We start from the raw sequence: 19,032 nt of genomic DNA, 5'->3' as shown, positions 1-19,032 counted from the left end.
TGAGCCTGGAGTTACACCGGTCTCGTTGAGTCCCGGCGGCTTCATGTGTCAAGCCGCCGTTCGGTACCTATTCTCATAGTTAGCCGGGGACTGGTAGCTGAGTGCGGAGTGTCTCCGTCGCAGATTGTACCAGCCCTCGATGTACTGAAAGACAGCCATCCGTCCCTCTGAATGAGTCCGGAAGGTCCGGCGGTCGAGCGGTTCGCACTCCAAGCTGGCGAAGAAGGACTCGCAGAGGGCGTTGTCGTACGCATCGCCGACACTGCCCATGGAGGGACGCACACCCGCTTGTCCGCAGCGCTGCCCGAAGCCCAGTGAGGTGTATTGGCACCCCTGGTCCGAATGATGAATGACGTCCCTGGGTTGGCGCTGGGCTACCGCCATGTCCAGCGCGGCGATGACGAGCTCTGCCTTCAGATTCGTGGCCATGGCCCACCCCACGACCTTGCGACTCCACACGTCGAGGACAACAGCCAGGTAGAGGAATCCCGCCCACGTTGGGATGTAGGTGATGTCTGCCACCCACAACTCGTCGGGCCTGCTCGCCTCGAATCTTCGCTTCACCAGGTCCGCCGCGGGCCGCGCCACCTCATCTCTCCTCGTCGTCACGCAGTATGCCCGCCGGCTGACTCCCACCAGGCCAGCGGCCCGCATCAGGCGAGCCACTCGCCGCATCCCCACCTTCACCCGGTGCTCCTCGGCCAGCTCCGCTCTCACTCGGGGCGCGCCATACGTGCTGTCCGACATCCGATGGATGCCACGGATGCTCTCGGTCAGCTGCTCATCCTCCACAGCCCTCTTCGAGGCGGGGCGTCCCTTCCAGGCGTAGTAGCCCGCCTCGGTGACACCCAGCACCCGGCACAGCGTCGCCACCGCATGCTTGGCCTGGTTCTCGCTCACGAATCGGAACGCTTCTTGGGCGTCCCGACGCCTTCCTGTGCGAACCAGGCCGCGGCTTTTGAGAGGATGTCACGCTCCTCTCGCAGCACCTTCACCTCTCGCCGCAGCCTCGCCAGTTCCTGCTTCTCGTCCGTCGTCAGCCCGTCCTGGCGTGTGCCCTCGTCCACCTCGCCCTGACGCACCCAATTGCGCACCGTCGTGTCGGTGACCTGGAACTCCTCGGCCAGGCTCCTGGTTGTTCTCCCTGCCTTGGCCAGCTCGACAATCCTGGCCCGGAACTCCGGAGGGTATGGAGGCTTCGGTTTCGGCATCGTTGCGTCCTTCTCCCACAGTTGAACGGACTCAAGGAGACTGACGCAACTCCACCCTCTCGCGCGACGAACCCATTGACGCTGACCAAGCAATGATTCCCCGCCTCCGCCACACGGACGAAAGCGGGCCCGGGCACAGTCCCTCAGTACCCCCAGGGGAACTTCTTGAAGTCCCGCTTCCTCTTCTGGACGAACGCATCCCGGCCCTCCTGGGCCTCGTCCGTCCCATACGCCAGCCGCGTCGCCTCGCCGGCGAAGAGCTGCTGTCCCACCATGCCGTCATCCGGCAGGTTGAACGCATACTTCAGCATCTTGATGGCCGTGGGGCTCTTCGTGTTGATCTCCGCCGCCCACTCCAGCGCGAAGTCCTCCAGCTTCTCGTGCGGCACCACGGCGTTGACCATCCCCATCTGGAAGGCCTCCTGCGCCGAGTAGTTCCCCCCCACGAAGAAGATCTCCCGCGCCCGCTTCTGCCCCACCTGCCGCGCCAGCAGCGCCGACCCATAACCTCCGTCGAAGCTCGCCACGTCCGCGTCCGTCTGCTTGAACACCGCGTGCTCCTGGCTCGCGATGGTCATGTCACAGACGACATGCAGGCTGTGCCCACCGCCCACCGCCCAGCCCGGCACCACCGCAATCACCGCCTTGGGCAGGAAGCGGATCTGCCGCTGCACCTCCAGGATGTGCAGCCGCCCCAGCTTCGCCGGGTCCGACTCCCCCTCCTCCCCCTCGTACTTGTACCCGTCCTTCCCTCGGATGCGCTGGTCTCCACCCGAGCAGAACGCCCAGCCGCCATCCTTCGGCGACGGCCCGTTGCCGGTAATCAACACACACCCCACGTCCGTCATGAACCGCGTGGCCTCCAGGGCGCGCGACAGCTCATCGACCGTGCGCGGACGGAACGCATTGCGCACCTCGGGCCGGTTGAACGCGATGCGCACCGTGCCCTGGTCCACCGCGCGGTGGAACGTGATGTCCTTGAACTTGTGGCCCTCGATGGGCTTCCAACGGGCCGGATTGAAGATGGCCGAGACCATGGGTTCTCACTCGGGAGAAAGGGGGGAACGGCGCGGACCCTACGCCGCCCCGCCCAGGGGCGTCCATTCCACAGTGTCACTGGGCTCGCCCCTCGAAAGATGCCACCGTACGGCGACCACGGTGCAGCCCAGCACGAGGAGTCCCGCACCATGCCCGCCGACGTCGCCCTGCTCAAGGAAGTCCCCCTCTTCGCCGCCCTCGACGACGAGGAGCGCGCCCTGCTCGCCGCCCAGCTCGAGGAGGTCCACCTGCGGGCCAGCGAGAAGGTCTTCAACCGGGGCGACCCCGGCGGCGCCATCTACATCGTCAGCTCCGGCGAGGTGCAAATCTCCGTCGAGGACACCACCGGCCAGGTCATCGTCTTCGAGACCGCCCGCCGCGGGGACTTCTTCGGCGAGCTCTCCCTCCTCGACGGAGACCCGCGCAGCGCCGACGCCCGCGCCATCCAGGACACCTGCGCCCTCAAGGTCGACCGCGCCGACCTCCAGCTCCTCTTCCAACGCCACCCCTCCAGCGCCATGGACGTCCTCACCGCCATCGGCCGCCGGCTGCGCGAAGCGGACAAGATGCTCCACAGCCGCCCCACCCTCAGCCCCAACGAGATGGTCGAGGAACGGCTCACCCCCATCCAGCGCCTCGCCGATGGCCTCGCCGCCTTCAGCGGCACCTTCACCTTCATGCTCCTCCACGCCGCCTGGTTCGCCGCGTGGATCTCCATCAACCTCGGCTGGGTCCCCGGGGTCCACCCCTTCGACCCGTTCCCCTTCGGCCTGCTCACCATGGTCGTCAGCCTGGAGGCCATCTTCCTCTCCTGCTTCGTCCTCATCAGCCAGAGCCGCCAGGCCGCCAAGGACCGCATCCGCTCCGACGTGGAGTACGAAGCCAACATCCGCGCCGGCATGGAGGTCACCCAGCTCCACTCCAAGCTGGACCACCTCTACGCGCAGACCATGGCCCGCCTCGACGCCGTGGAGAAGGCACGCCACCCCACCCCGCCCCGTCCCGGAAACGCGACGAGCACCCCAGGGTAGCCCCCCATTTCCCGCCCCCAGCGTGTCAGACACCCCAGGTAGGATTCCTCTCACGCCCCCATGAAACCCGCCGAGAAAGCCGCCCTCCTCCTCGAGCGTCTGCGCACGAAGTATCCAGACGCACGCTACGAGCTCAACTGGTCCACCCCCTACGAGTTGCTCGTCGCGACCATCCTCGCGGCCCAGTGCACGGACGAGCGCGTCAACAAGGTCACCGCCGTCGTCTTCCCCAAGTACCCAGGCCCCCAAGCCATCGCGGACGCGGACACCGCGGAGCTGGAGGAGGACCTCAAGCCCACCGGCTTCTTCAAGCAGAAGACCAAGACCGTCCAGGCCATGAGTCGCGCGCTGCTCGCGGACTTCAACGGCGAGGTCCCCCGCACCATCGAAGAGCTCGTGAAGCTCCCCGGCGTGGCGCGCAAGACGGCCAACGTCGTCCTCAACACCGCCTTCGACATCGCCTCTGGCGTCATCGTCGACACCCACGTCGCCCGCGTCAGCCAGCGCCTGGGCCTGACGAAGCACGACAAGCCCGAGGCCATCGAACAGGACTTGATGAAGCTGGTGCCCCAGGACGCGTGGACGTTCTTCGGCCCCGCAACCGTCCTGCACGGCCGCTACACGTGCGTCGCCAAGAAGCCGAAGTGCGACGAGTGCCTCGTGAAAGACATCTGCCCACGCATCGGCGTATAGACACACCCGACCCGCTGGGTGTGCACTCAATCCTCCGCTGCCACGGAATACGGGCAATAAAGCCAGGGTTCAGCCGTCCTTTTGGATGACATGAACCCAGCTCCGCCACCTTCCCCTCTCGCCGAGGCCCGGCCCACCGACTCCGGCGAACGACTGATGCTGCTCGACACGCTGCGAGGCTTCGCGCTCTGCGGCGTGTTCATCTCCAATACCTTCTTCTGGTTCAGCGGCCGGATATTCCTCCCCCGAGCAGAGCTCGAGGCACTGTTCGCGAATGGGACGGTGATTGACAAGGCTTTGTTACCCATTGTTTCGATGCTGGTGACAGGCCGGTTCATCACCATCTTCTCGTTCCTGTTTGGCCTGGGATTCGCGGTGCAGCTGGGGCGGGCGGAGGCGCGCGGGGCCTCGCTCACGGGGTTGTATGCGCGGCGGCTCGCCGTCCTGTTCGGGATTGGGATGAGCCACCTGGTGCTCATCTGGTACGGAGACATCCTCAGCAGCTATGCCCTCCTGGGCGGCTGGCTGTTGCTGTTCCGGAAGCGGGAAGACCGGACGGTCCTGTGGTGGGCCTTGGGGCTCATCTTCATGGGCCCCATCCTGGTCGCGCTCGTCCACAAGATGCCGCAGCTCCTGGCGGCCACACCGGAGGCAGCCGCGGCCCTCGCGAAGGCGGAGATGGAGCGGTCCGCGGCACTGAGGGCGGAGGTTCTGCCAACGTTCCAGACGGGAGGCTGGTGGGCCATCGTGAAGGCGGGCCTCTACTTCTTCCGCTCGGAGTTCCTGCTCGCGATGGGGCTCAACCTGCCGGTGGTTTTCGGCCGCTTCCTGCTGGGCTACTACGCGGGCCGGCGCCGGCTGTTCCATGACGCCGAGCAGAACCTCGCGTTCTTCCGCCGGCTCTTCTTCTGGGCCCTGGGCCTGGGCCTCGTGACCAGCGGCGTGGGCGCGGTGCTGCAGCAGTTGTTCATCCGGAAGATCCTCAACCCGGAGACCCTGCCCACCTGGGTGCCGTTCACGATGCAGCCCATCCGCACCATGGGCGAGGTGGCCATCGCCGCCACCTATGTGTCGGGCATCACCCTGCTCTTCCACAAGGCCGCGTGGCAGAAGGTGCTGGTCCTCCTGGCCCCGGTGGGGCGCATGGCGCTGACGAACTACCTGTGCCAGTCCATCCTCAGCGTGCTGGTGTTCAATGGCTTTGGCCTGGGCCTCTTCGGCAAGGTGAAGCCCCTCATGCCCGTCCTGTACTGCCTGGGCGTGTTCTCCGTGCAGGTGGTCGTGAGCCACCTGTGGCTGTCGCGCTTCCGCTTCGGTCCCGCGGAGTGGGTGTGGCGCTCGCTCACGTACGGCAAGGCCCAGCCGATGCGCCAGGAGACGGGGCCAGTCCAGCCCGCGCTGGCCCCGTAGTCCGTCAGCGCCGCGACGCGGGGGCGAAGCCGTGGCGCTTCGCCCGCAGGGCCACCACGCCCGTGGCGAGCAGGAGCCCCACCAGCAGCCACGGGAAGGACCTCACCCCGAGCGTCTCGAGCAGCACACCGCCGATGACGCCCCCTCCCGCGATGGCGATGTTCCACGCGGTGACGAGCATGGACTGCGCGACGTCGGCGGCCTCTCCCGCCGTCTTCGCGGAGGCCGTCTGGAAGAGCGTGGCCACGCCCCCGAACGCCAGCCCCCACGCGCCCACGCCCGCGTAGACCACGGCGGGCACGCCCCCCCACAGCCCCAGCGCCACGGACACCAGCGCGAACAACGCGGTGCTCACGAGCACCAGCTCCCGCAGCCACCGGTCAATCCACACGCCCACGCCCCAGATGGAGACCAGCGCGGCCAGGCCGAAGACCAGCAGCACCCGGTCGAGCTGGCCCGCGAGCCCCGCGTTCGCGACGAAGGGCGCGATGTATGTGTACAGCGTGTTGTGCGCGAGCACATACGCCAGCGTGACGAACAACACGGAGGGGATTCCCGGCAGCGTGGACACCTTCAGGAGCGACAGTTGCTGGTCCGCGTGCTGCCCCGGGAAGTCCGGCACCTTGGCCAGCACCCAGCCCACGAGGACGAAGGTCAGCCCGCTCATGATTCCGAACGTGAAGCGCCAGCCCAGGGCCGCGCCCAGGAAGGTGCCCGCGGGAATGCCCAGCGACAGCGCGACGGGGATGCCCGCCATGACAACAGCCATGGCTCGGCCCTTCTGGTGTTCGGGCACCATGCGGACCGCGTAGCCCGCGACCAGCGACCACAGGAGCCCCGCGAACACCCCCGCGAGGAACCGCGCCGCCAGCGTCAGGATGAAGTTCGTGGACACCGCGGTGACGCTGTTGACGACGGAGAAGCCGAGGATGGCGACGAGCAGCAGCGGACGCCTCCGCCAGGACTGGGTGGCCGCCGTGAGCGGAATCGCCGTCACCAACGTGCCCAGGGCGTAGAGCGTGACGAGCTGCCCCGCCATCGCCTCGGAGACGCCCAGGTCGACGCTCATGCGCGTCAGCAGGCCCGCGGGGAGCGCCTCGGTGAGGACGGTGATGAAGGCCGCCATGCCCAGCGCGAGCAGCCCGGACATGGGGAAGGGGTCCGAACGGGACGCGGAGGAAGGCAGCGCTTCGGGAATCGGGGAGGTGGAGCTCATGGTGCCGCCCATCAAGAAGGTTGCGCCAAGGTAATTTCGTCCCCCATCCCGGACCACGGGGCTAGAGTTCCGAACACATCGGACACGGATGTCCGGAATCGGAGTCGCCTCGAATGGACAGCCTGGGCTCACTCAACGCCTTCGTGCAGGCGGCGGAGACTCGCAGCTTCACCGCCGCGGGGAGGAACCTGGGCGTGTCCTCCTCGGCCATCGGGAAGGCCATCGCGAGGCTGGAGGAGCGGCTGGGCGTCCGACTCTTCCACCGCTCGACGCGCACCATCACCCTGACGCCGGAGGGCTCGCTCTTCCTCGAGCGCTGCCGCCGCATCTTCTGTGAAATCGAGGCCGCGGAGCTGGAGCTCGCCCAGACGCGGGAGGCGCCTCGGGGCAGGCTGCGCGTGAGCATGCCCGTGGCGGGCATGTTGATGATGCCCACGGTGAGCGCGTTCATGCGGGCGTATCCCGACATCGAGCTCGACCTCGACTTCACGGACCGGCTCGTGGATGTGATTGAGGAGGGCTTCGACGGCGTGGTGCGCGCGGGGGAGATACACGACTCACGGCTCATGGCCCGGGTGCTGGGCACCTTCCGGCTCATCCTGGTGGGCGCACCCGACTACTTCGCGAGGCGAGGGACTCCTCGCAAGCCCGAGGACCTCAAGTCCCACGCCTGCCTGCAACACCGCTTCGACTCCACCGGCAAGCTGGAGCGCTGGCCGCTGCGCAAGAGCCGGAACAAAGAGCTGGAGCTGCCCTCGGCGGCGGTGGTCAACACCATCGAGCCGCTCATCTACATGGCCGAGCAAGGGCTGGGCATCGCCTGCCTGCCCGACTTCGCCCTCCGGCGGCAGTTGGCGCAGGGCACGCTGGTGACGGTGCTCGACAGCCACCTGGAGCACGAGGGCACCTTCCGGATGCTCTGGCCCTCCAGCCGCTACCTGTCCCCCAAGCTGCGGGTCTTCGTCGACTTCATGGCGAAACACCTCTTCGCGGCGTGAGACATCCGGGGGGTGTCGAAAACCGCGAGGGCCCGAAGAAGAGCCATCCCCGACGGGCGCGGGCTGTGGCAGACTCACGGGGACCATGTGGGATTGGGTCCGCCAGCTAGGCGAGTGGGCGCGGGAGGATGCGCCGTTCGCCGTAGCCACCGTTACAGCCTGTCAGGGAAGCACACCGGCCGAGCCCGGCGCGAAGGTGCTGGTGCGGGGCGACGGCGTGTTTCACGGCACGGTGGGCGGCGGACACCTGGAGCAGTTGGTGCTCGCCGACGCCCGGGGTTGCCTGGCGCGAGGTGAGTCCCGCTCCTTCCGCTACCCGCTGGGCGCGAAGCTGGGTCAGTGCTGTGGAGGCGTGGTGGATGTCTTCGTGGAGCCCGTGAACCACGGGCCTCGGCTGTATCTCTTCGGGGCGGGCCACGTGGGCCAGGCCCTGTGCCGCATCCTGGACGGGACGCCCTTCCGCGTGCACCTGGTGGACGAGCGCCCCGAGTGGCTCCAAGGCGAGCGCATCCCCGACGCCGTGACGCGCCACGAGGAGCCGTGGGAGGAGTTCTTCGCCCACGCCGTGTGGGACGCCCAGCGGACGTACGTCGCGGTGATGACGCACCGGCATGACCTGGACCAGGACATCATCGCGGCCGCGGTGGAGAAGCCCGCACGCTACCTGGGCCTCATCGGCAGCAAGACCAAGTGGGCGCGCTTCCGTCAGCGGCTGGAGGCGCGCGGCGTGCCGGCGTCTCGCATCGAGCGCGTGCAGTGCCCCATGGGGCTGGAGCTCGGGGGCAAGTCGCCGCAGGAGGTCGCGGTGAGCATCGCCGCGGGACTGCTTCAGCTCCACCATCAGCCTTTCGTTGAAACGCACCCCGAGTCTTCCGTCTCGGAGCCGCCCCGCCTGCGCGGGGTTTCATCTGGAGAATGAGCACCATGTTCGAGTTCCGGCTCAACGGGAGCCTGGTTCGCGTCCAGGACGAGTCCCCCAACACCACGCTGCTCGACTTCCTTCGCGCCCAGGGCGCCACGGGGACGAAGCAAGGCTGCGCCGAGGGAGACTGCGGCGCGTGCACCGTGGCCATGGTGGACGCCGACGCCGAGGGCAACCGCTGCCTGCGCGCGTTCAACAGCTGCATCACCCTGGTGCCCATGGTGGCCGGGCGTGAGGTGGTGACGGTGGAGGGCGTGGGCTCGAGGGAGAAGCCGCACCCCGTCCAGCAGGCGATGGTGAAGCACTACGGTTCGCAGTGTGGCTTCTGCACGCCGGGCTTCATCGTCTCCATGGCGGAGGCGTACTCGCGGCCGGAGGTCTGTACGCCCGAGGCCGTGGCGGACCAGCTCTGTGGAAACATCTGCCGCTGTACCGGCTACCGGCCCATCCGTGACGCGATGATGGAGGCCCTCGCCGAGCGCGACGCCAAGGTGGGCCTGCGGGCCCCGCTCCCGGGTACGCCCTTGGGTGGACCCGCCGCCGCCCTGCCCTCGCTGAGCTACGAGGCTCGCGGACAGAAGTTCCTGCGGCCCACGTCGTGGGCGGAGCTGCTCTCGCTCAAGGCCGCGCACCCGGAGGCGATGCTCGTCGCGGGTGCCACCGAGCTGGGCGTGGACATCACCAAGAAGTCCCGCCGCTATCCGTTCCTCATCTCCACCGAAGCTGTCGAGGGCCTGCGCGCCATCCGGCGTGAGGCGGACGGCTGGTACGTGGGCGGCGCGGCGACGCTCGTCGACCTGGAGGATGCGCTGGGCAAGACGTTCCCCGAGGTGGGGAAGATGCTCAACGTCTTCGCCTCTCGGCAGATCCGCCAGCGCGCCACGCTCTCCGGCAACCTGGTGACGGCGTCTCCCATTGGAGACCTGGCGCCGGTGCTTCTCTCGCTCGACGCGAGGTTGGTGCTGGCGTCGACGAAGGGCGAGCGGACGGTGGCGCTGTCCGACTTCTTCCTCGCGTACCGGAAGACGGCGCTCCAGGCGGACGAGGTGGTGCGCTTCATCGTCATCCCGCATGCGCCCTCGGCGGAGAGCGGGCTGAAGCGGCTGGCGGACTCGTACAAGGTCTCCAAGCGGCGCGAGCTGGACATCAGCATCGTCGCCGCGGGCTTCTGCGTGGAGGTGGATGCGGCGGGTGTGGTGCGCTCGGCGCGGCTGGGCTATGGCGGCGTCGCGGCGACGCCCGTTCGCGCGCGTCGCACCGAGGACCTGCTCGTCGGGCGTCCGTGGACCCGCGAGACGATGGACAAGGTGCTGCCTGTCCTCGCCGGAGAGCTGTCTCCCATCAGCGACCTGCGAGGGAGCGCGGAGTACCGGCGCGGGCTCATCGTGAGCCTGTTCGAGAAGTTCTTCACGGGCGAGCACAGCCCCTCGCTGGACGCGGCGCCGGGATTCCTCGCGGATGGCCGCGAGCTGCCCACGGACACCACCCGCTCGCTCCGCCATGACAGCGCGCTGGGCCATGTCACCGGGAGCGCCCGGTACGTGGATGACCTGGCGCAGGCCCGGCCGATGCTGGAGGTGTGGCCGGTGTGCTCGCCGCACGCGCACGCGCGCATCCTCCGACGGGATGCCTCCGCGGCGAAGGCGATGCCCGGCGTGGTGACGGTGCTCCTCGCCGAGGACATCCCCGGCATGAACGACACCGGCCCCATCCGCCACGATGAGCCGCTGCTCGCGAAGGACGAGGTGCTGTTCCACGGGCAGCTCGTCGCGCTGGTGGTGGGCGAGTCCATCGACGCGTGCCGCGCCGCCGCGGGCCAGGTGGTGGTGGAGTACGAGCCACTCCCGGCCATCCTCACGGTGGAGGAGGCCATCGAGAAGCGCAGCTACCACACCGAGCCGCACATCATTCAGCGCGGGGACGTGGAGGCGGCGCTCGCGGCGAGTCCTCGGCGGCTGTCCGGCACGGTGACGATGGGGGGACAGGAGCACTTCTACCTGGAGACCCATGCCGCGTTCGCCGAGAGGGGCGACGACGGCGACATCACAGTCGTCTCCTCCACGCAGCACCCGTCCGAGGTGCAGGCGGTCATCTCCCACGTGCTGCACCTCCAGCGCAGCCGCGTGGTGGTGCAGGCGCCGCGCATGGGCGGCGGCTTCGGCGGCAAGGAGACCCAGGGCAACGCGCCCGCCGCGCTGGTGGCGCTGGCCGCGTGGCTCACGGGCAAGCCCGTGCGCTGGATGATGGACCGCGACGTGGACATGATGGTGACGGGCAAGCGCCATCCCTTCCACACCACCTTCGACGTCGGCTTCGATGAGCAGGGCAAGCTGCTCGCCCTGAACGCGCAGCTCGTGTCCAACGGCGGCTGGTCCTTGGACCTGTCCGAGTCGATTACAGACCGCGCCCTCTTCCACCTCGACAACGCCTACTACATCCCCGCGACGCGCTACCTGGGACGGGTGGCGAAGACACACCTGGTCTCCAACACGGCCTTCCGAGGCTTCGGTGGACCGCAGGGCATGCTGCTGGGCGAGGAGATTCTCGACCGCGTGGCGCGCTCACTGGGGCTGCCCGCGGACGAGGTCCGCGAGCGGAACTTCTACCGAGGCACCGGCGAGACGAACACCACGCACTACGGGCAGGAGCTGGAGGACGAGCGGCTGCCGCACCTGTGGCGCCAATTGAAGGACTCGTCCGACTTCGCGCGCCGCCGCGAGGAAGTGACCGCGTTCAACGCCCGCTCCCCGCGAATCAAGCGCGGGCTGGCGATGACGCCCATGAAGTTCGGCATCTCCTTCACGGCGACGTTCCTCAACCAGGCGGGGGCGCTGGTCCACGTGTATCGCGATGGCTCGGTCATGGTGTCGCACGGCGGCACGGAGATGGGCCAGGGCCTGCACACGAAGATTCAAGGCGTGGTCATGCGAGAGCTCGGTGTCCCCGAGCACGCGCTCCGCGTCGCGAAGACCGTGACGGACAAGGTGCCCAACACCTCCGCCACGGCGGCGTCGAGCGGCTCCGACTTGAATGGCGCCGCCGTGCGCGAGGCGTGCGTGACGCTGCGCCAGCGCCTGGAGCCCGTGGCCGTGAAGCTGTTCGCGGACCGGCAGGGCCACCCCGTGACGGCCGAGCAGCTCGTGTTCCGCGATGGACTCGTGGAAGTCCAAGGCAAGCCCGACGTCAACGTGAGCTTCGCGGAGGTGGTGGAGGCCGCGTATCTGGCGCGCATCAGCCTGTCCTCCACCGGCTACTACCAAACGCCGGGCATCGGCTACGACAAGGCCAAGGGCCGAGGAAAGCCGTTCCTCTACTTCGCCTATGGCGCGGCCGTGACGGAGGTGGAGATCGACGGGAACACGGGCATGAAGCGCGTGCTTCGCGTGGACCTGCTGGAGGACGTGGGCGACTCGCTCAACCCGGGCGTGGACCGAGGGCAGATTGAAGGCGGCTTCGTCCAGGGCATGGGCTGGCTGACGGGTGAGGACCTGCGCTGGGATGCGAAGGGTCGGCTGCTCACGCACTCGGCCAGCACGTATCCGGTGCCTGCCTTCAGCGACGCGCCCGTGGACTTCCGCGTGAGCCTGCTGGAGCGCGCGCGGCAGCCCAACACCATCCACGGAAGCAAGGCCGTGGGTGAGCCGCCGTTGATGCTGGCCCTCTCCGTGCGCGAGGCGCTGAAGGACGCAGTGGGTGCCTTCGGCCACGCGGGCGGCGAGGTGGAATTGGCGTCCCCCGCGACACACGAGGCGCTGTTCCTCGCCATCCAGAAGCGGCTGAGCCAGCGCCAAGGAACAGACGGACTCGTGGCGGCCTGAGCCTCCACGGCCCCCTGTTCCAGCCGTGTCGAATGTGTCACGGCGGGCTTCTTCTCCCAGACTCGTGCGAGGCCCCGCTCCTCGCACGAGCCCCCCTCAGCATCCATCCGCCCCACCGCGAAGCTCGGGCTCATCGGTAATCACGATCAGACGTGTGACGACGAGGAGTACGAGATCTCCAGCCGCTTCAGCAACCACTCCGAGCTCGAGGAGGGAGACCCGGACGCCATCCGCAAGCTCGTCGGCGACAAGGAGTTCGCACAGCTCAAGTCGATGCAGGGCCTGGCCGAGGACGACGAGGAGCAGGACGACGGCGACGACACGAACGCCGCCTGGGGCCTCGAGCGCGTCCACCGCGTCTGAGGCGCGCGGTGAGCGCGGGGCTCAGCTCGCCACGCGCTCCGCGCCCTGACGCATGGCTCCGGGCATGACGGGGAGGTGGCTCGACGCACCTCCTGGGAAGTGCGCCGTGGCCCACTGCGCGAGGTGCGCCACACACGTGTCGATGGCGCCCCCCGTGGTGAAGATGTGATTGGTGCCCCGCAGCCGCGTCCGCGTCAGGTTCGAGTGCCGCAGCCCCGCCAACGCCGAGCGATGGATGCGGTCGAAGAACACATCCCGCAGCTTCCCTTCCGCGGTGATGACCAGCACGGGCAGCCCTCGCTCCACCACGCGCTGCCACGCACGCACCAGCGGCACATTGGCCACCGCGGGGAGCGAATCCCAATCCATGAGCAGGTCCAACAGGCGCTGACGCGGGAACGGCACGTACCTGAACAGCCGCGCGTACTCGTTCTCCCGGGTCAGCATCCGCATCCAGCCCCAGTACGAGAAGAGCTTCGACGTCACGCGCTTCAATGACAGTCGCGAGTGCTCCGCCTCGGCCTCGTCCCTCACGCCCTCCCCCGCCACGCCCACCGCCTCCTGCTCGGAGAGGTAGAACTCGGGCTCGAACATGAAGAGGCCGAGCACGCCCTGGGGCTCACGGTCCGCCAGGTACAGCGACGTCGTCGCCGCGCCGCACAGCCCGCCCAGCAGCATCCCGTCCAGGGCGTAGCGGCGCTGGAGCTCGGCCCTCACCGCGTTGGCCACGTCCACGAAGCCGCCATTGCAGACGTGCTGGTAGAGCTCCGACGTCGTCTCCGGCAACACGCCGTCCGAGTCCCCCAACCCAGGCAGGTCCACGCGAAAGCACGGGAAGCCCTTCGCCGAGAGCTGCTCCGCGGCCCGGGTCGACAGGCCACCATGTCCCGTGCGGGGCACATGGCCGGGGTTCAGGAAGAGCACGCCCACCGAGCGACGCGTCCCCGGCGCGGGAGGATGGTACGTCCCCCACAGCCGATGGCCCTTCACGTCGAGTTGGAGCAGCACCCTCATGGCCGAGCCTCCAACGGCACCGAGGTCTTCGCGATGAAGCTCACGCCGTCCTCATAGAGGTTCGTCAGCTCCGGCAAAAGCCGATTGCTCGTGGTCCAGAAGAACGGCCTCGGCGCGCGGACCGAGTGGCTGCGCTCCGGCACGAGGAACCGCTCCGCCGGGCGGCCATCCAGATGGACCACCCGCCACGGCCGAGGCTCCTCCCTGTCCGGAAGCGCCAGTGAGTAACCTTCCGCGCTACGCCACAGCCCGCGAGACCACCCGAGCCCCTCCACCTCCACCGTGCGCCCCGCCTCCAGCGCCGCCACGTAGTCCTCGCGGGAGCGCGCCTGCCCTCCCGTGCCCTCCAGGTTGTCCGCGGCCACCTTGCGGCGAAGGACCTCCAGCAGGTGTGTCTGTCCCGACTCCGGGGGATCCCACATCAGCAGCCCGTCCACGCGCTCCGTCCGGAACACGCGCGCGGCCAGGAGCGCCCCCAGCCGCAGCCCATGCACCATGAGCGGCACGCCCGGACACAGGTTGCGCAGATGATCCAGGCCCGTGCGCAAGTCCTCCTCCCAACGCGGGAAGGTCGCCTCATCGAAGCGCCCCGTGCTCTCGCCACAGCCTCGGTAGTCCAAGCGCAGCACGTCCACACCCCGGGCCGCGAGGTGACGCGCCCAGCGAACCCAGACGACGTAGCCGTGCTCCCGCTCCAGGCCCAACGGCCCCGCGAGCAACACCGCCGCCCTGCGCTCGGTGAGCGCGGCGTGATGAACGAAGTAAAGAGAGTCCTCGCCCTGGGAGAGATACCCAGGAGACTCCACCGTGGCCTGCATGTGAGTGATGAATCCCCCGCCAGAATTCACACGATGCTAGGGACGCGCCACCAAGCGAGTCAAACAGTCATTGCCCGGTGATTCGGAGGCGCGCGCGTGCACCTCGTGGCGTCGCCAGCGACCCGGCGCCGCTCAGCGCATCTCCGCCAGGATCGCGAGGGCGATGATGCCGTTGATGCCAATGCCGATGGAGAAGTAGCCCCCGCTGCCACGGCTCACGCCCAGCGCCATGTTCAGGTGGCCGATGTCCTCCAGGCAGAGCTTCCCTCCAACCTCCCCGCCCATGTTCATGGCGTGGTAGTCCCCCCGCTGCATCGTCCCGAGCATCATCTTGCCGTAGGGGACGAGCCAGTCCGAGACGTAGTGCTGATAGGCGAAGGTGCCGTTGAACTCCGCCGAGCGCCCTCCGCCCAGGACGACGTTGGCGCCAAAGCCGAGCCTCCGGTCGAGGAACGCCATGGGTTGGAGGTTGAAGGACAGCTCGCCTCGGGCCCCGTGCTCGGTCGTGGCTCGGAATGCGTACATCACTTCCGTGGCCGGCTTGTTGAGCGCGGGCGCCGCATGCCGGAGGTCCTTGGCGGCCTCACGGTCCCCGACGCCTCCGCGCGCGTCGTAGACTTCGGCGAGGGCCTCGGCGGCCCGCGCGTCGTCCGTCTCGTACACCTTGAGCAGGGGCTTCACCGCGCCGGAGTAGTCGCCGGCCTCCTTGCGCAGCTGTCCCTCCGTCATGCAGCTCGACAGGTTCCCCGTCTCACAGGACTTGCCGAAGGCCTCGATGGCGCGGGGCCGGTCGCCTTCGCGCAGCAGCTTCGCGCCCCACTCCGCGCACGGCAGCTCCGCGCCCTGCTCGCAGGACCCTGGACCGGTGTACGCGTCCGCCTGGGAGGTGGTCGCGCAGGCTGAGACTCCAAGAAGAACGACCCCGAGAAGGCGCACCGTCATTGTGTTCAGTGTACCACTTTTGGTGCGGTGACGCCGACGCCTTCGGGTCTTCCAGCCTTCCCCTCGTGCCCGAGGCCGGGCCCGCTTCCGCCCACGGGCCCGGACGGCTCCGTGGCTTCGGCGGCATGTGTTGAAAAGACAGTGATTGAGTTCAACCCACGAACGCTCGGGACGTGTCGCGTGTAACAGAGACGCACTTCCTGCGGGGTGGAATCACTGACATTGAACAGGGAGCGCTCTCAATCCGTATCTGAAGCCCGGATTATCGGTATCATTACCTGTATGCCCAAAGCGCTATTCCTGACACTTCTTGTCGTGGTGGTATCCGCCTGCACCAAAACCGGTGAGCAAGGGGAGATAGGACCCCAGGGCCCCCAGGGGTCCGACGGTCCGCGGGGCCCGGCTGGCCCGCACGGTCTTGCGGGGCCTCAAGGCCCTGCGGGCCCCAGGGGTGACGTGGGAGCCCCAGGCCCCCAGGGCGCACCGGGTGTCCAAGGGCTCCCGGGCGCCACCGGCGTCCAGGGCCCGCAGGGTGAGCCCGGCTCATCGAACTACTTCTACGTGGACGCGGACGGGCGGGAGGTCGACGCCGATGTCTACCTCGGCATCTGGCCCGACGACGCCGGGCGCCTCTGGCTCTTCGACGCAGACACCCTCAAGACCTCCGGGAGCTCCATCTCCCTGTATTTCACAGACGTCGACTGCGCGGGACAGGGTTACGCCACGTCGTTCTACCTGCCGCGCCGGGTCTTGAAACATCCAAGGGGTGGCTTCGTCGTGCGCCCGGATGCCGCGCCCACCGTCGCCTTCGTCTATCGCTCCGTGCTCTTTCCGGATGGCACCTGTCAGACCAACCCCGGGGGCAGCGAGTCCCAAAGCAACGGCTTCCTGCTGCCAGCCACGCAGCAGCTGACGCCGCCTGTCGTTCCGTTCCGCGCGCCGCTCCACCTGGAGCGACGTCAGTAGTCGACCGCGGAGCCCGGCTGCCCTCCTGCCGAGGAGGGCCGGCCCCTGTCTCGCCGGGGGCTCTCCCCTGGCGGGTCCGCGGGTGCGCACCGAACTTGAGGGCACTCAGGAGGTTCGGTGGATACCGCCGCTCGCCCGCTCGATTCATCGCTGTGCGCCCCCCGCTCGAGGCACTCCCGCTGGGAGGCCGTATGAAGGTGCCCGAGGTCCTGGAGCACCTGCCGGGCGTGGGCCCGCTGCTCGGCCGCATGGCCACGCCTTCCGATGAGCCGCATCCTCGCGAGGACCCGACGCTCGTCCTGCCGAGCCTCGACGCCTTCACGTTGCCGTCGACGGAGAGGAAGCTGGGGGACGGCCGGACGCTGGTCGTCCGCAATCCCGACGTCCGACCTCCGCGGGGCCCCGGCCTCACCGTCATGACGTTCAACATCCTGCTCGGGGGGCAGCGACGGGAGGCCCTGCTCGCGTACTTCGATGCGCTGGAGGCCGAGGGACGGATGCCAGACGTCATCGGGCTCCAGGAGGCCAACGTCCCCATCTCCGTGCTGCTGTCATCGCGGTATGGCTTTCACCTCGCCTACTTCGGACACGACGGGGGTCCGGGGGCGCGGCTCATCAATGGCAAGGCGTTCCTCTCGCGCCATCCCCTGCTGGAGGCCACCCACCACACGTATGTCCTCTCCGACGCCGAGCGCGCCTCGGCCATCCAGCGGCGGGGCGGAGACCCGTTCGAGCTCGTCGAGGACCGGGGCTCGCTCCGCGTCCATCTGGAGGTCTCGGGCCTTCCTGTCGCCCTCTACAACGTGCACCACGCGCTGGGGGACTCGGGCATCAACGCGCACAACCTGCGGCAACTCAACACGCTGCTGCGCCACCGGAAGGTCCCCCACGCCATCGCGCTCGGCGACTTCAACGCGAACACCGCCATCAAGCGCGGCGGCTCCTGGCTGATGGCCCACCTCAAGTCCTACGACGACACGGACACGGTGGAAGAGTACGCCGTGCGCTACGGCGAGCCTCACGCCAGCGTCGGCGACCACGGCGTGGGGAACATCGCGGACCCTCGGCTGCGACATGAGCTCCATGTGATGGAGCAAGGCCTGCCGGAGACCATCGCCCACGCGGCGGCCACGCGGGTGCGCCTGCCAGGCGGCGCGGTGATGACCCCCAAGCAGGCGCTCACCGAGCTGCGCTCCGGCAAGGTGGCGCGCGGCAGCGAGCACTGGCTGCGATTGCAGGACATCGCCGACAGCGCCACGCTCTCGTCTCTTCCAGACGAGTCCGGCGTCGTTCCCGCCACGGGCAAGCGCTTCGACAACCTCTACGCGAGCCCCGAGCTGGAGCCCATCCTCTTCGAGGTCGACCGGAGCACCGAGTCCTCGGACCACCAGCCCGTGGTGGCGCACTACACTCCGCGCGCCGTGTCCTCGGCATCCCTCACACGAGAACGAAGTCCACGCTCTTGAAGCCCCGCGTCCGGGCGCAGACTTCGTGGCCCTCGTGGGTCCCCTCGTCGTTCGTGTTGGCCTCGATGGTCTGGAAGGTCTCCTCATCCACCTCGGTGACGATGCCCGCCTGGACCCAGTCGCCTCGAGTCCTGCGCCGCAGGAAGAGGCTTCCGGGCCGGATGAGGATGCGGTCCGGGGGCGCGCTCAGCGTGGACAGGAAACGCTCGCGCACGCGGCTCTGCGCGGCCAGCAGGTCGCTCGAGAAGGTCCGCTCCACGGGCATCTCCACGCCCAGCGTCCTCGCGGCCTGATGCAAGCAATAGGTCGCGAAGCCGGCGGACCAGCACCAGGACTCGCCTTCATGTCCGTCCAGATACAGCCGCACCCACGGGCCTCGATTACGCCCTCCCACCTCGCGCGGAAGGTGGCGCAGGTGCTGCGCGGCGTACGCCACGGTCAGCTCGCCCAGGGAGCGGCCCTCGGGGGCGAGCTGCCCGAGCGCGGACCGCAGTGAGGCGGACAGCCGCGCGAAGGTGGCCGCGTCGGCGACGCCCGTGACGGGCAGCCCCGTCTTCGCCTGGAAGCGCTTGAGCGCCGCTTCCGTCGCGGGGCCGAAGTCCCCATCGACGGCGACGGCAAAGCCATTCAGCGTCAGCCATTCCTGGACGCGCCGCACACCCGGGGACACCTCGCCCCGGCGATAGACCTTCTCCAATTCCAGCTCGCTCATGAGGCCCCCAGCAGCCGCTTCATGGCCGCGAGGCGTCACCCTGACGCCCCGCCCGCGGCAACGTGCCACACCGGCCTCGGCACCATCAGCGAGAAGATGCCGACATCGAGACGCAGCGGTCGTCCAGCCAACGTTACCGGTGACCCGAGGCGTCCGGTGTCCCCGCGTCGGGCGGCGAGCCGGAGCCTCCCATCCCTTCCTTGAAGCCCTCGGCCGCCTGCTCGCTCGCGGACTTCACGTCCTCGGCGGCCTCTCGCGCCCCTTCGCGCACATCCTTCGCCGCCTTCCCCACCTGGCGGCCCGCCTCGCGCGACTGCTCATCCTCGCACCCGGGGAAGGCACCCAGCGCCATCCCAAGGCCCGCCACCGTCAGCCAGGTCCAGTGCGTTCGCGACACCTCTCACCTCCCATGAC

At 68.6% G+C, this 19,032-nt stretch carries 17 protein-coding genes; 8 read left to right on the top strand and 9 right to left on the bottom strand.

Annotated elements, in window-relative coordinates; all coding sequences use genetic code 11:
- Positions 1-48: 48 nt before the first annotated feature.
- A protein-coding gene (locus MYSTI_RS18050) for an IS3 family transposase (protein WP_420811524.1) occupies positions 49-1,211 on the bottom strand; the annotation gives its coding sequence in 2 pieces (ribosomal slippage) (positions 49-953 and positions 953-1,211; 1,164 coding nt in all).
- A gap of 143 nt (positions 1,212-1,354) precedes the next feature.
- On the bottom strand, positions 1,355-2,248 hold the full coding sequence (locus tag MYSTI_RS18040) for a 1,4-dihydroxy-2-naphthoyl-CoA synthase (RefSeq protein WP_015349211.1): 894 nt from the start codon (positions 2,246-2,248) through the stop codon (positions 1,355-1,357).
- Positions 2,249-2,398: 150 nt separating this feature from the next.
- Between MYSTI_RS18040 and MYSTI_RS18035 the strand changes: the two genes are divergently transcribed.
- The 3 genes from MYSTI_RS18035 to MYSTI_RS18025 all read left to right on the top strand — a co-directional run bounded on the left by MYSTI_RS18035 (position 2,399) and on the right by MYSTI_RS18025 (position 5,383).
- Complete coding sequence (locus MYSTI_RS18035; protein ID WP_015349210.1) at positions 2,399-3,280, top strand: DUF1003 domain-containing protein; 882 nt, start codon at positions 2,399-2,401, stop codon at positions 3,278-3,280.
- Positions 3,281-3,340: 60 nt separating this feature from the next.
- Entirely contained in the window at positions 3,341-3,973 is a 633-nt protein-coding gene (gene nth, locus MYSTI_RS18030) for an endonuclease III (protein ID WP_015349209.1), read from the top strand.
- Between the two features lie 90 nt (positions 3,974-4,063).
- Positions 4,064-5,383: a DUF418 domain-containing protein gene (locus MYSTI_RS18025; protein ID WP_044283769.1), complete on the top strand. Its 1,320-nt coding sequence runs from the start codon at positions 4,064-4,066 to the stop codon at positions 5,381-5,383.
- Between the two features lie 4 nt (positions 5,384-5,387).
- Here the strand turns inward: MYSTI_RS18025 and MYSTI_RS18020 are convergent, their stop codons facing one another.
- On the bottom strand, positions 5,388-6,599 hold the full coding sequence (locus tag MYSTI_RS18020; protein ID WP_015349207.1) for an MFS transporter: 1,212 nt from the start codon (positions 6,597-6,599) through the stop codon (positions 5,388-5,390).
- Between the two features lie 113 nt (positions 6,600-6,712).
- Between MYSTI_RS18020 and MYSTI_RS18015 the strand changes: the two genes are divergently transcribed.
- From MYSTI_RS18015 to xdhB, 3 genes are all read left to right on the top strand, one after another.
- A complete protein-coding gene (locus tag MYSTI_RS18015) occupies positions 6,713-7,597 on the top strand; it encodes a LysR family transcriptional regulator (protein ID WP_015349206.1) in 885 nt (294 codons plus the stop codon).
- Between the two features lie 85 nt (positions 7,598-7,682).
- A complete protein-coding gene (gene xdhC, locus MYSTI_RS18010; protein ID WP_015349205.1) occupies positions 7,683-8,516 on the top strand; it encodes a xanthine dehydrogenase accessory protein XdhC in 834 nt (277 codons plus the stop codon).
- 5 nt (positions 8,517-8,521) lie between these two features.
- Positions 8,522-12,337: a xanthine dehydrogenase molybdopterin binding subunit gene (gene xdhB / locus MYSTI_RS18005; protein ID WP_015349204.1), complete on the top strand. Its 3,816-nt coding sequence runs from the start codon at positions 8,522-8,524 to the stop codon at positions 12,335-12,337.
- Positions 12,338-12,433: 96 nt separating this feature from the next.
- Here the strand turns inward: xdhB and MYSTI_RS43155 are convergent, their stop codons facing one another.
- From MYSTI_RS43155 to MYSTI_RS17990, 4 genes are all read right to left on the bottom strand, one after another.
- Positions 12,434-12,691, bottom strand: coding sequence for a hypothetical protein (locus MYSTI_RS43155; protein WP_144370096.1), 258 nt, complete (start codon positions 12,689-12,691; stop codon positions 12,434-12,436).
- Positions 12,692-12,721: 30 nt separating this feature from the next.
- Positions 12,722-13,714 carry an alpha/beta hydrolase family protein gene (locus MYSTI_RS18000; RefSeq protein ID WP_015349203.1) on the bottom strand — a complete coding sequence of 331 codons (993 nt, stop codon included), beginning with the start codon at positions 13,712-13,714 and terminating at the stop codon, positions 12,722-12,724.
- Positions 13,711-14,532, bottom strand: coding sequence for a serine aminopeptidase domain-containing protein (locus MYSTI_RS40835; protein ID WP_015349202.1), 822 nt, complete (start codon positions 14,530-14,532; stop codon positions 13,711-13,713). The genes MYSTI_RS18000 and MYSTI_RS40835 overlap by 4 nt, the downstream gene beginning before the upstream one ends.
- A gap of 132 nt (positions 14,533-14,664) precedes the next feature.
- On the bottom strand, positions 14,665-15,474 hold the full coding sequence (locus tag MYSTI_RS17990; RefSeq protein ID WP_015349201.1) for a tetratricopeptide repeat protein: 810 nt from the start codon (positions 15,472-15,474) through the stop codon (positions 14,665-14,667).
- A 456-nt stretch (positions 15,475-15,930) separates the two neighbouring features.
- On the opposite strand from MYSTI_RS17990, the gene MYSTI_RS41825 reads away from it, so the two are divergent.
- Both MYSTI_RS41825 and MYSTI_RS17980 read left to right on the top strand, forming a co-directional pair.
- On the top strand, positions 15,931-16,440 hold the full coding sequence (locus MYSTI_RS41825; RefSeq protein WP_015349200.1) for a collagen-like triple helix repeat-containing protein: 510 nt from the start codon (positions 15,931-15,933) through the stop codon (positions 16,438-16,440).
- A 191-nt stretch (positions 16,441-16,631) separates the two neighbouring features.
- On the top strand, positions 16,632-17,906 hold the full coding sequence (locus tag MYSTI_RS17980) for an endonuclease/exonuclease/phosphatase family protein (RefSeq protein WP_015349199.1): 1,275 nt from the start codon (positions 16,632-16,634) through the stop codon (positions 17,904-17,906).
- Here the strand turns inward: MYSTI_RS17980 and MYSTI_RS17975 are convergent.
- Both MYSTI_RS17975 and MYSTI_RS17970 read right to left on the bottom strand, forming a co-directional pair.
- Complete coding sequence (locus tag MYSTI_RS17975; protein WP_015349198.1) at positions 17,878-18,618, bottom strand: peptidoglycan-binding domain-containing protein; 741 nt, start codon at positions 18,616-18,618, stop codon at positions 17,878-17,880. The two genes, MYSTI_RS17980 and MYSTI_RS17975, sit on opposite strands and share 29 nt — an antisense overlap.
- A gap of 133 nt (positions 18,619-18,751) precedes the next feature.
- Entirely contained in the window at positions 18,752-19,015 is a 264-nt protein-coding gene (locus MYSTI_RS17970) for a hypothetical protein (RefSeq protein ID WP_015349197.1), read from the bottom strand.
- Positions 19,016-19,032 lie beyond the last annotated feature (17 nt).

Origin of the sequence: Myxococcus stipitatus DSM 14675, assembly GCF_000331735.1 — a bacterium.
In the GTDB taxonomy this organism is placed as follows: domain Bacteria; phylum Myxococcota; class Myxococcia; order Myxococcales; family Myxococcaceae; genus Myxococcus; species Myxococcus stipitatus.
Note: the sequence above shows the minus strand (reverse complement) of the source record. Positions and strands in the feature narration are given on the sequence as shown.

Bases quoted from the DNA above. Each gene is read 5' to 3' on its own strand.
- MYSTI_RS18020 (WP_015349207.1), bottom strand. From the start codon at position 6,599: ATGAGCTCCACCTCCCCGATTCCCGAAGCGCTGCCTTCCTCCGCGTCC.
- MYSTI_RS17990 (WP_015349201.1), bottom strand. From the start codon at position 15,474: ATGACGGTGCGCCTTCTCGGGGTCGTTCTTCTTGGAGTCTCAGCCTGC.
- MYSTI_RS17975 (WP_015349198.1), bottom strand. From the start codon at position 18,618: ATGAGCGAGCTGGAATTGGAGAAGGTCTATCGCCGGGGCGAGGTGTCC.
- MYSTI_RS17980 (WP_015349199.1), top strand. From the start codon at position 16,632: ATGAAGGTGCCCGAGGTCCTGGAGCACCTGCCGGGCGTGGGCCCGCTG.
- MYSTI_RS18035 (WP_015349210.1), top strand. From the start codon at position 2,399: ATGCCCGCCGACGTCGCCCTGCTCAAGGAAGTCCCCCTCTTCGCCGCC.
- nth (WP_015349209.1), top strand. From the start codon at position 3,341: ATGAAACCCGCCGAGAAAGCCGCCCTCCTCCTCGAGCGTCTGCGCACG.
- xdhB (WP_015349204.1), top strand. From the start codon at position 8,522: ATGTTCGAGTTCCGGCTCAACGGGAGCCTGGTTCGCGTCCAGGACGAG.
- xdhC (WP_015349205.1), top strand. From the start codon at position 7,683: ATGTGGGATTGGGTCCGCCAGCTAGGCGAGTGGGCGCGGGAGGATGCG.
- MYSTI_RS18000 (WP_015349203.1), bottom strand. From the start codon at position 13,714: ATGAGGGTGCTGCTCCAACTCGACGTGAAGGGCCATCGGCTGTGGGGG.
- MYSTI_RS40835 (WP_015349202.1), bottom strand. From the start codon at position 14,532: ATGCAGGCCACGGTGGAGTCTCCTGGGTATCTCTCCCAGGGCGAGGAC.
- MYSTI_RS18015 (WP_015349206.1), top strand. From the start codon at position 6,713: ATGGACAGCCTGGGCTCACTCAACGCCTTCGTGCAGGCGGCGGAGACT.
- MYSTI_RS18025 (WP_044283769.1), top strand. From the start codon at position 4,064: ATGAACCCAGCTCCGCCACCTTCCCCTCTCGCCGAGGCCCGGCCCACC.
- MYSTI_RS18040 (WP_015349211.1), bottom strand. From the start codon at position 2,248: ATGGTCTCGGCCATCTTCAATCCGGCCCGTTGGAAGCCCATCGAGGGC.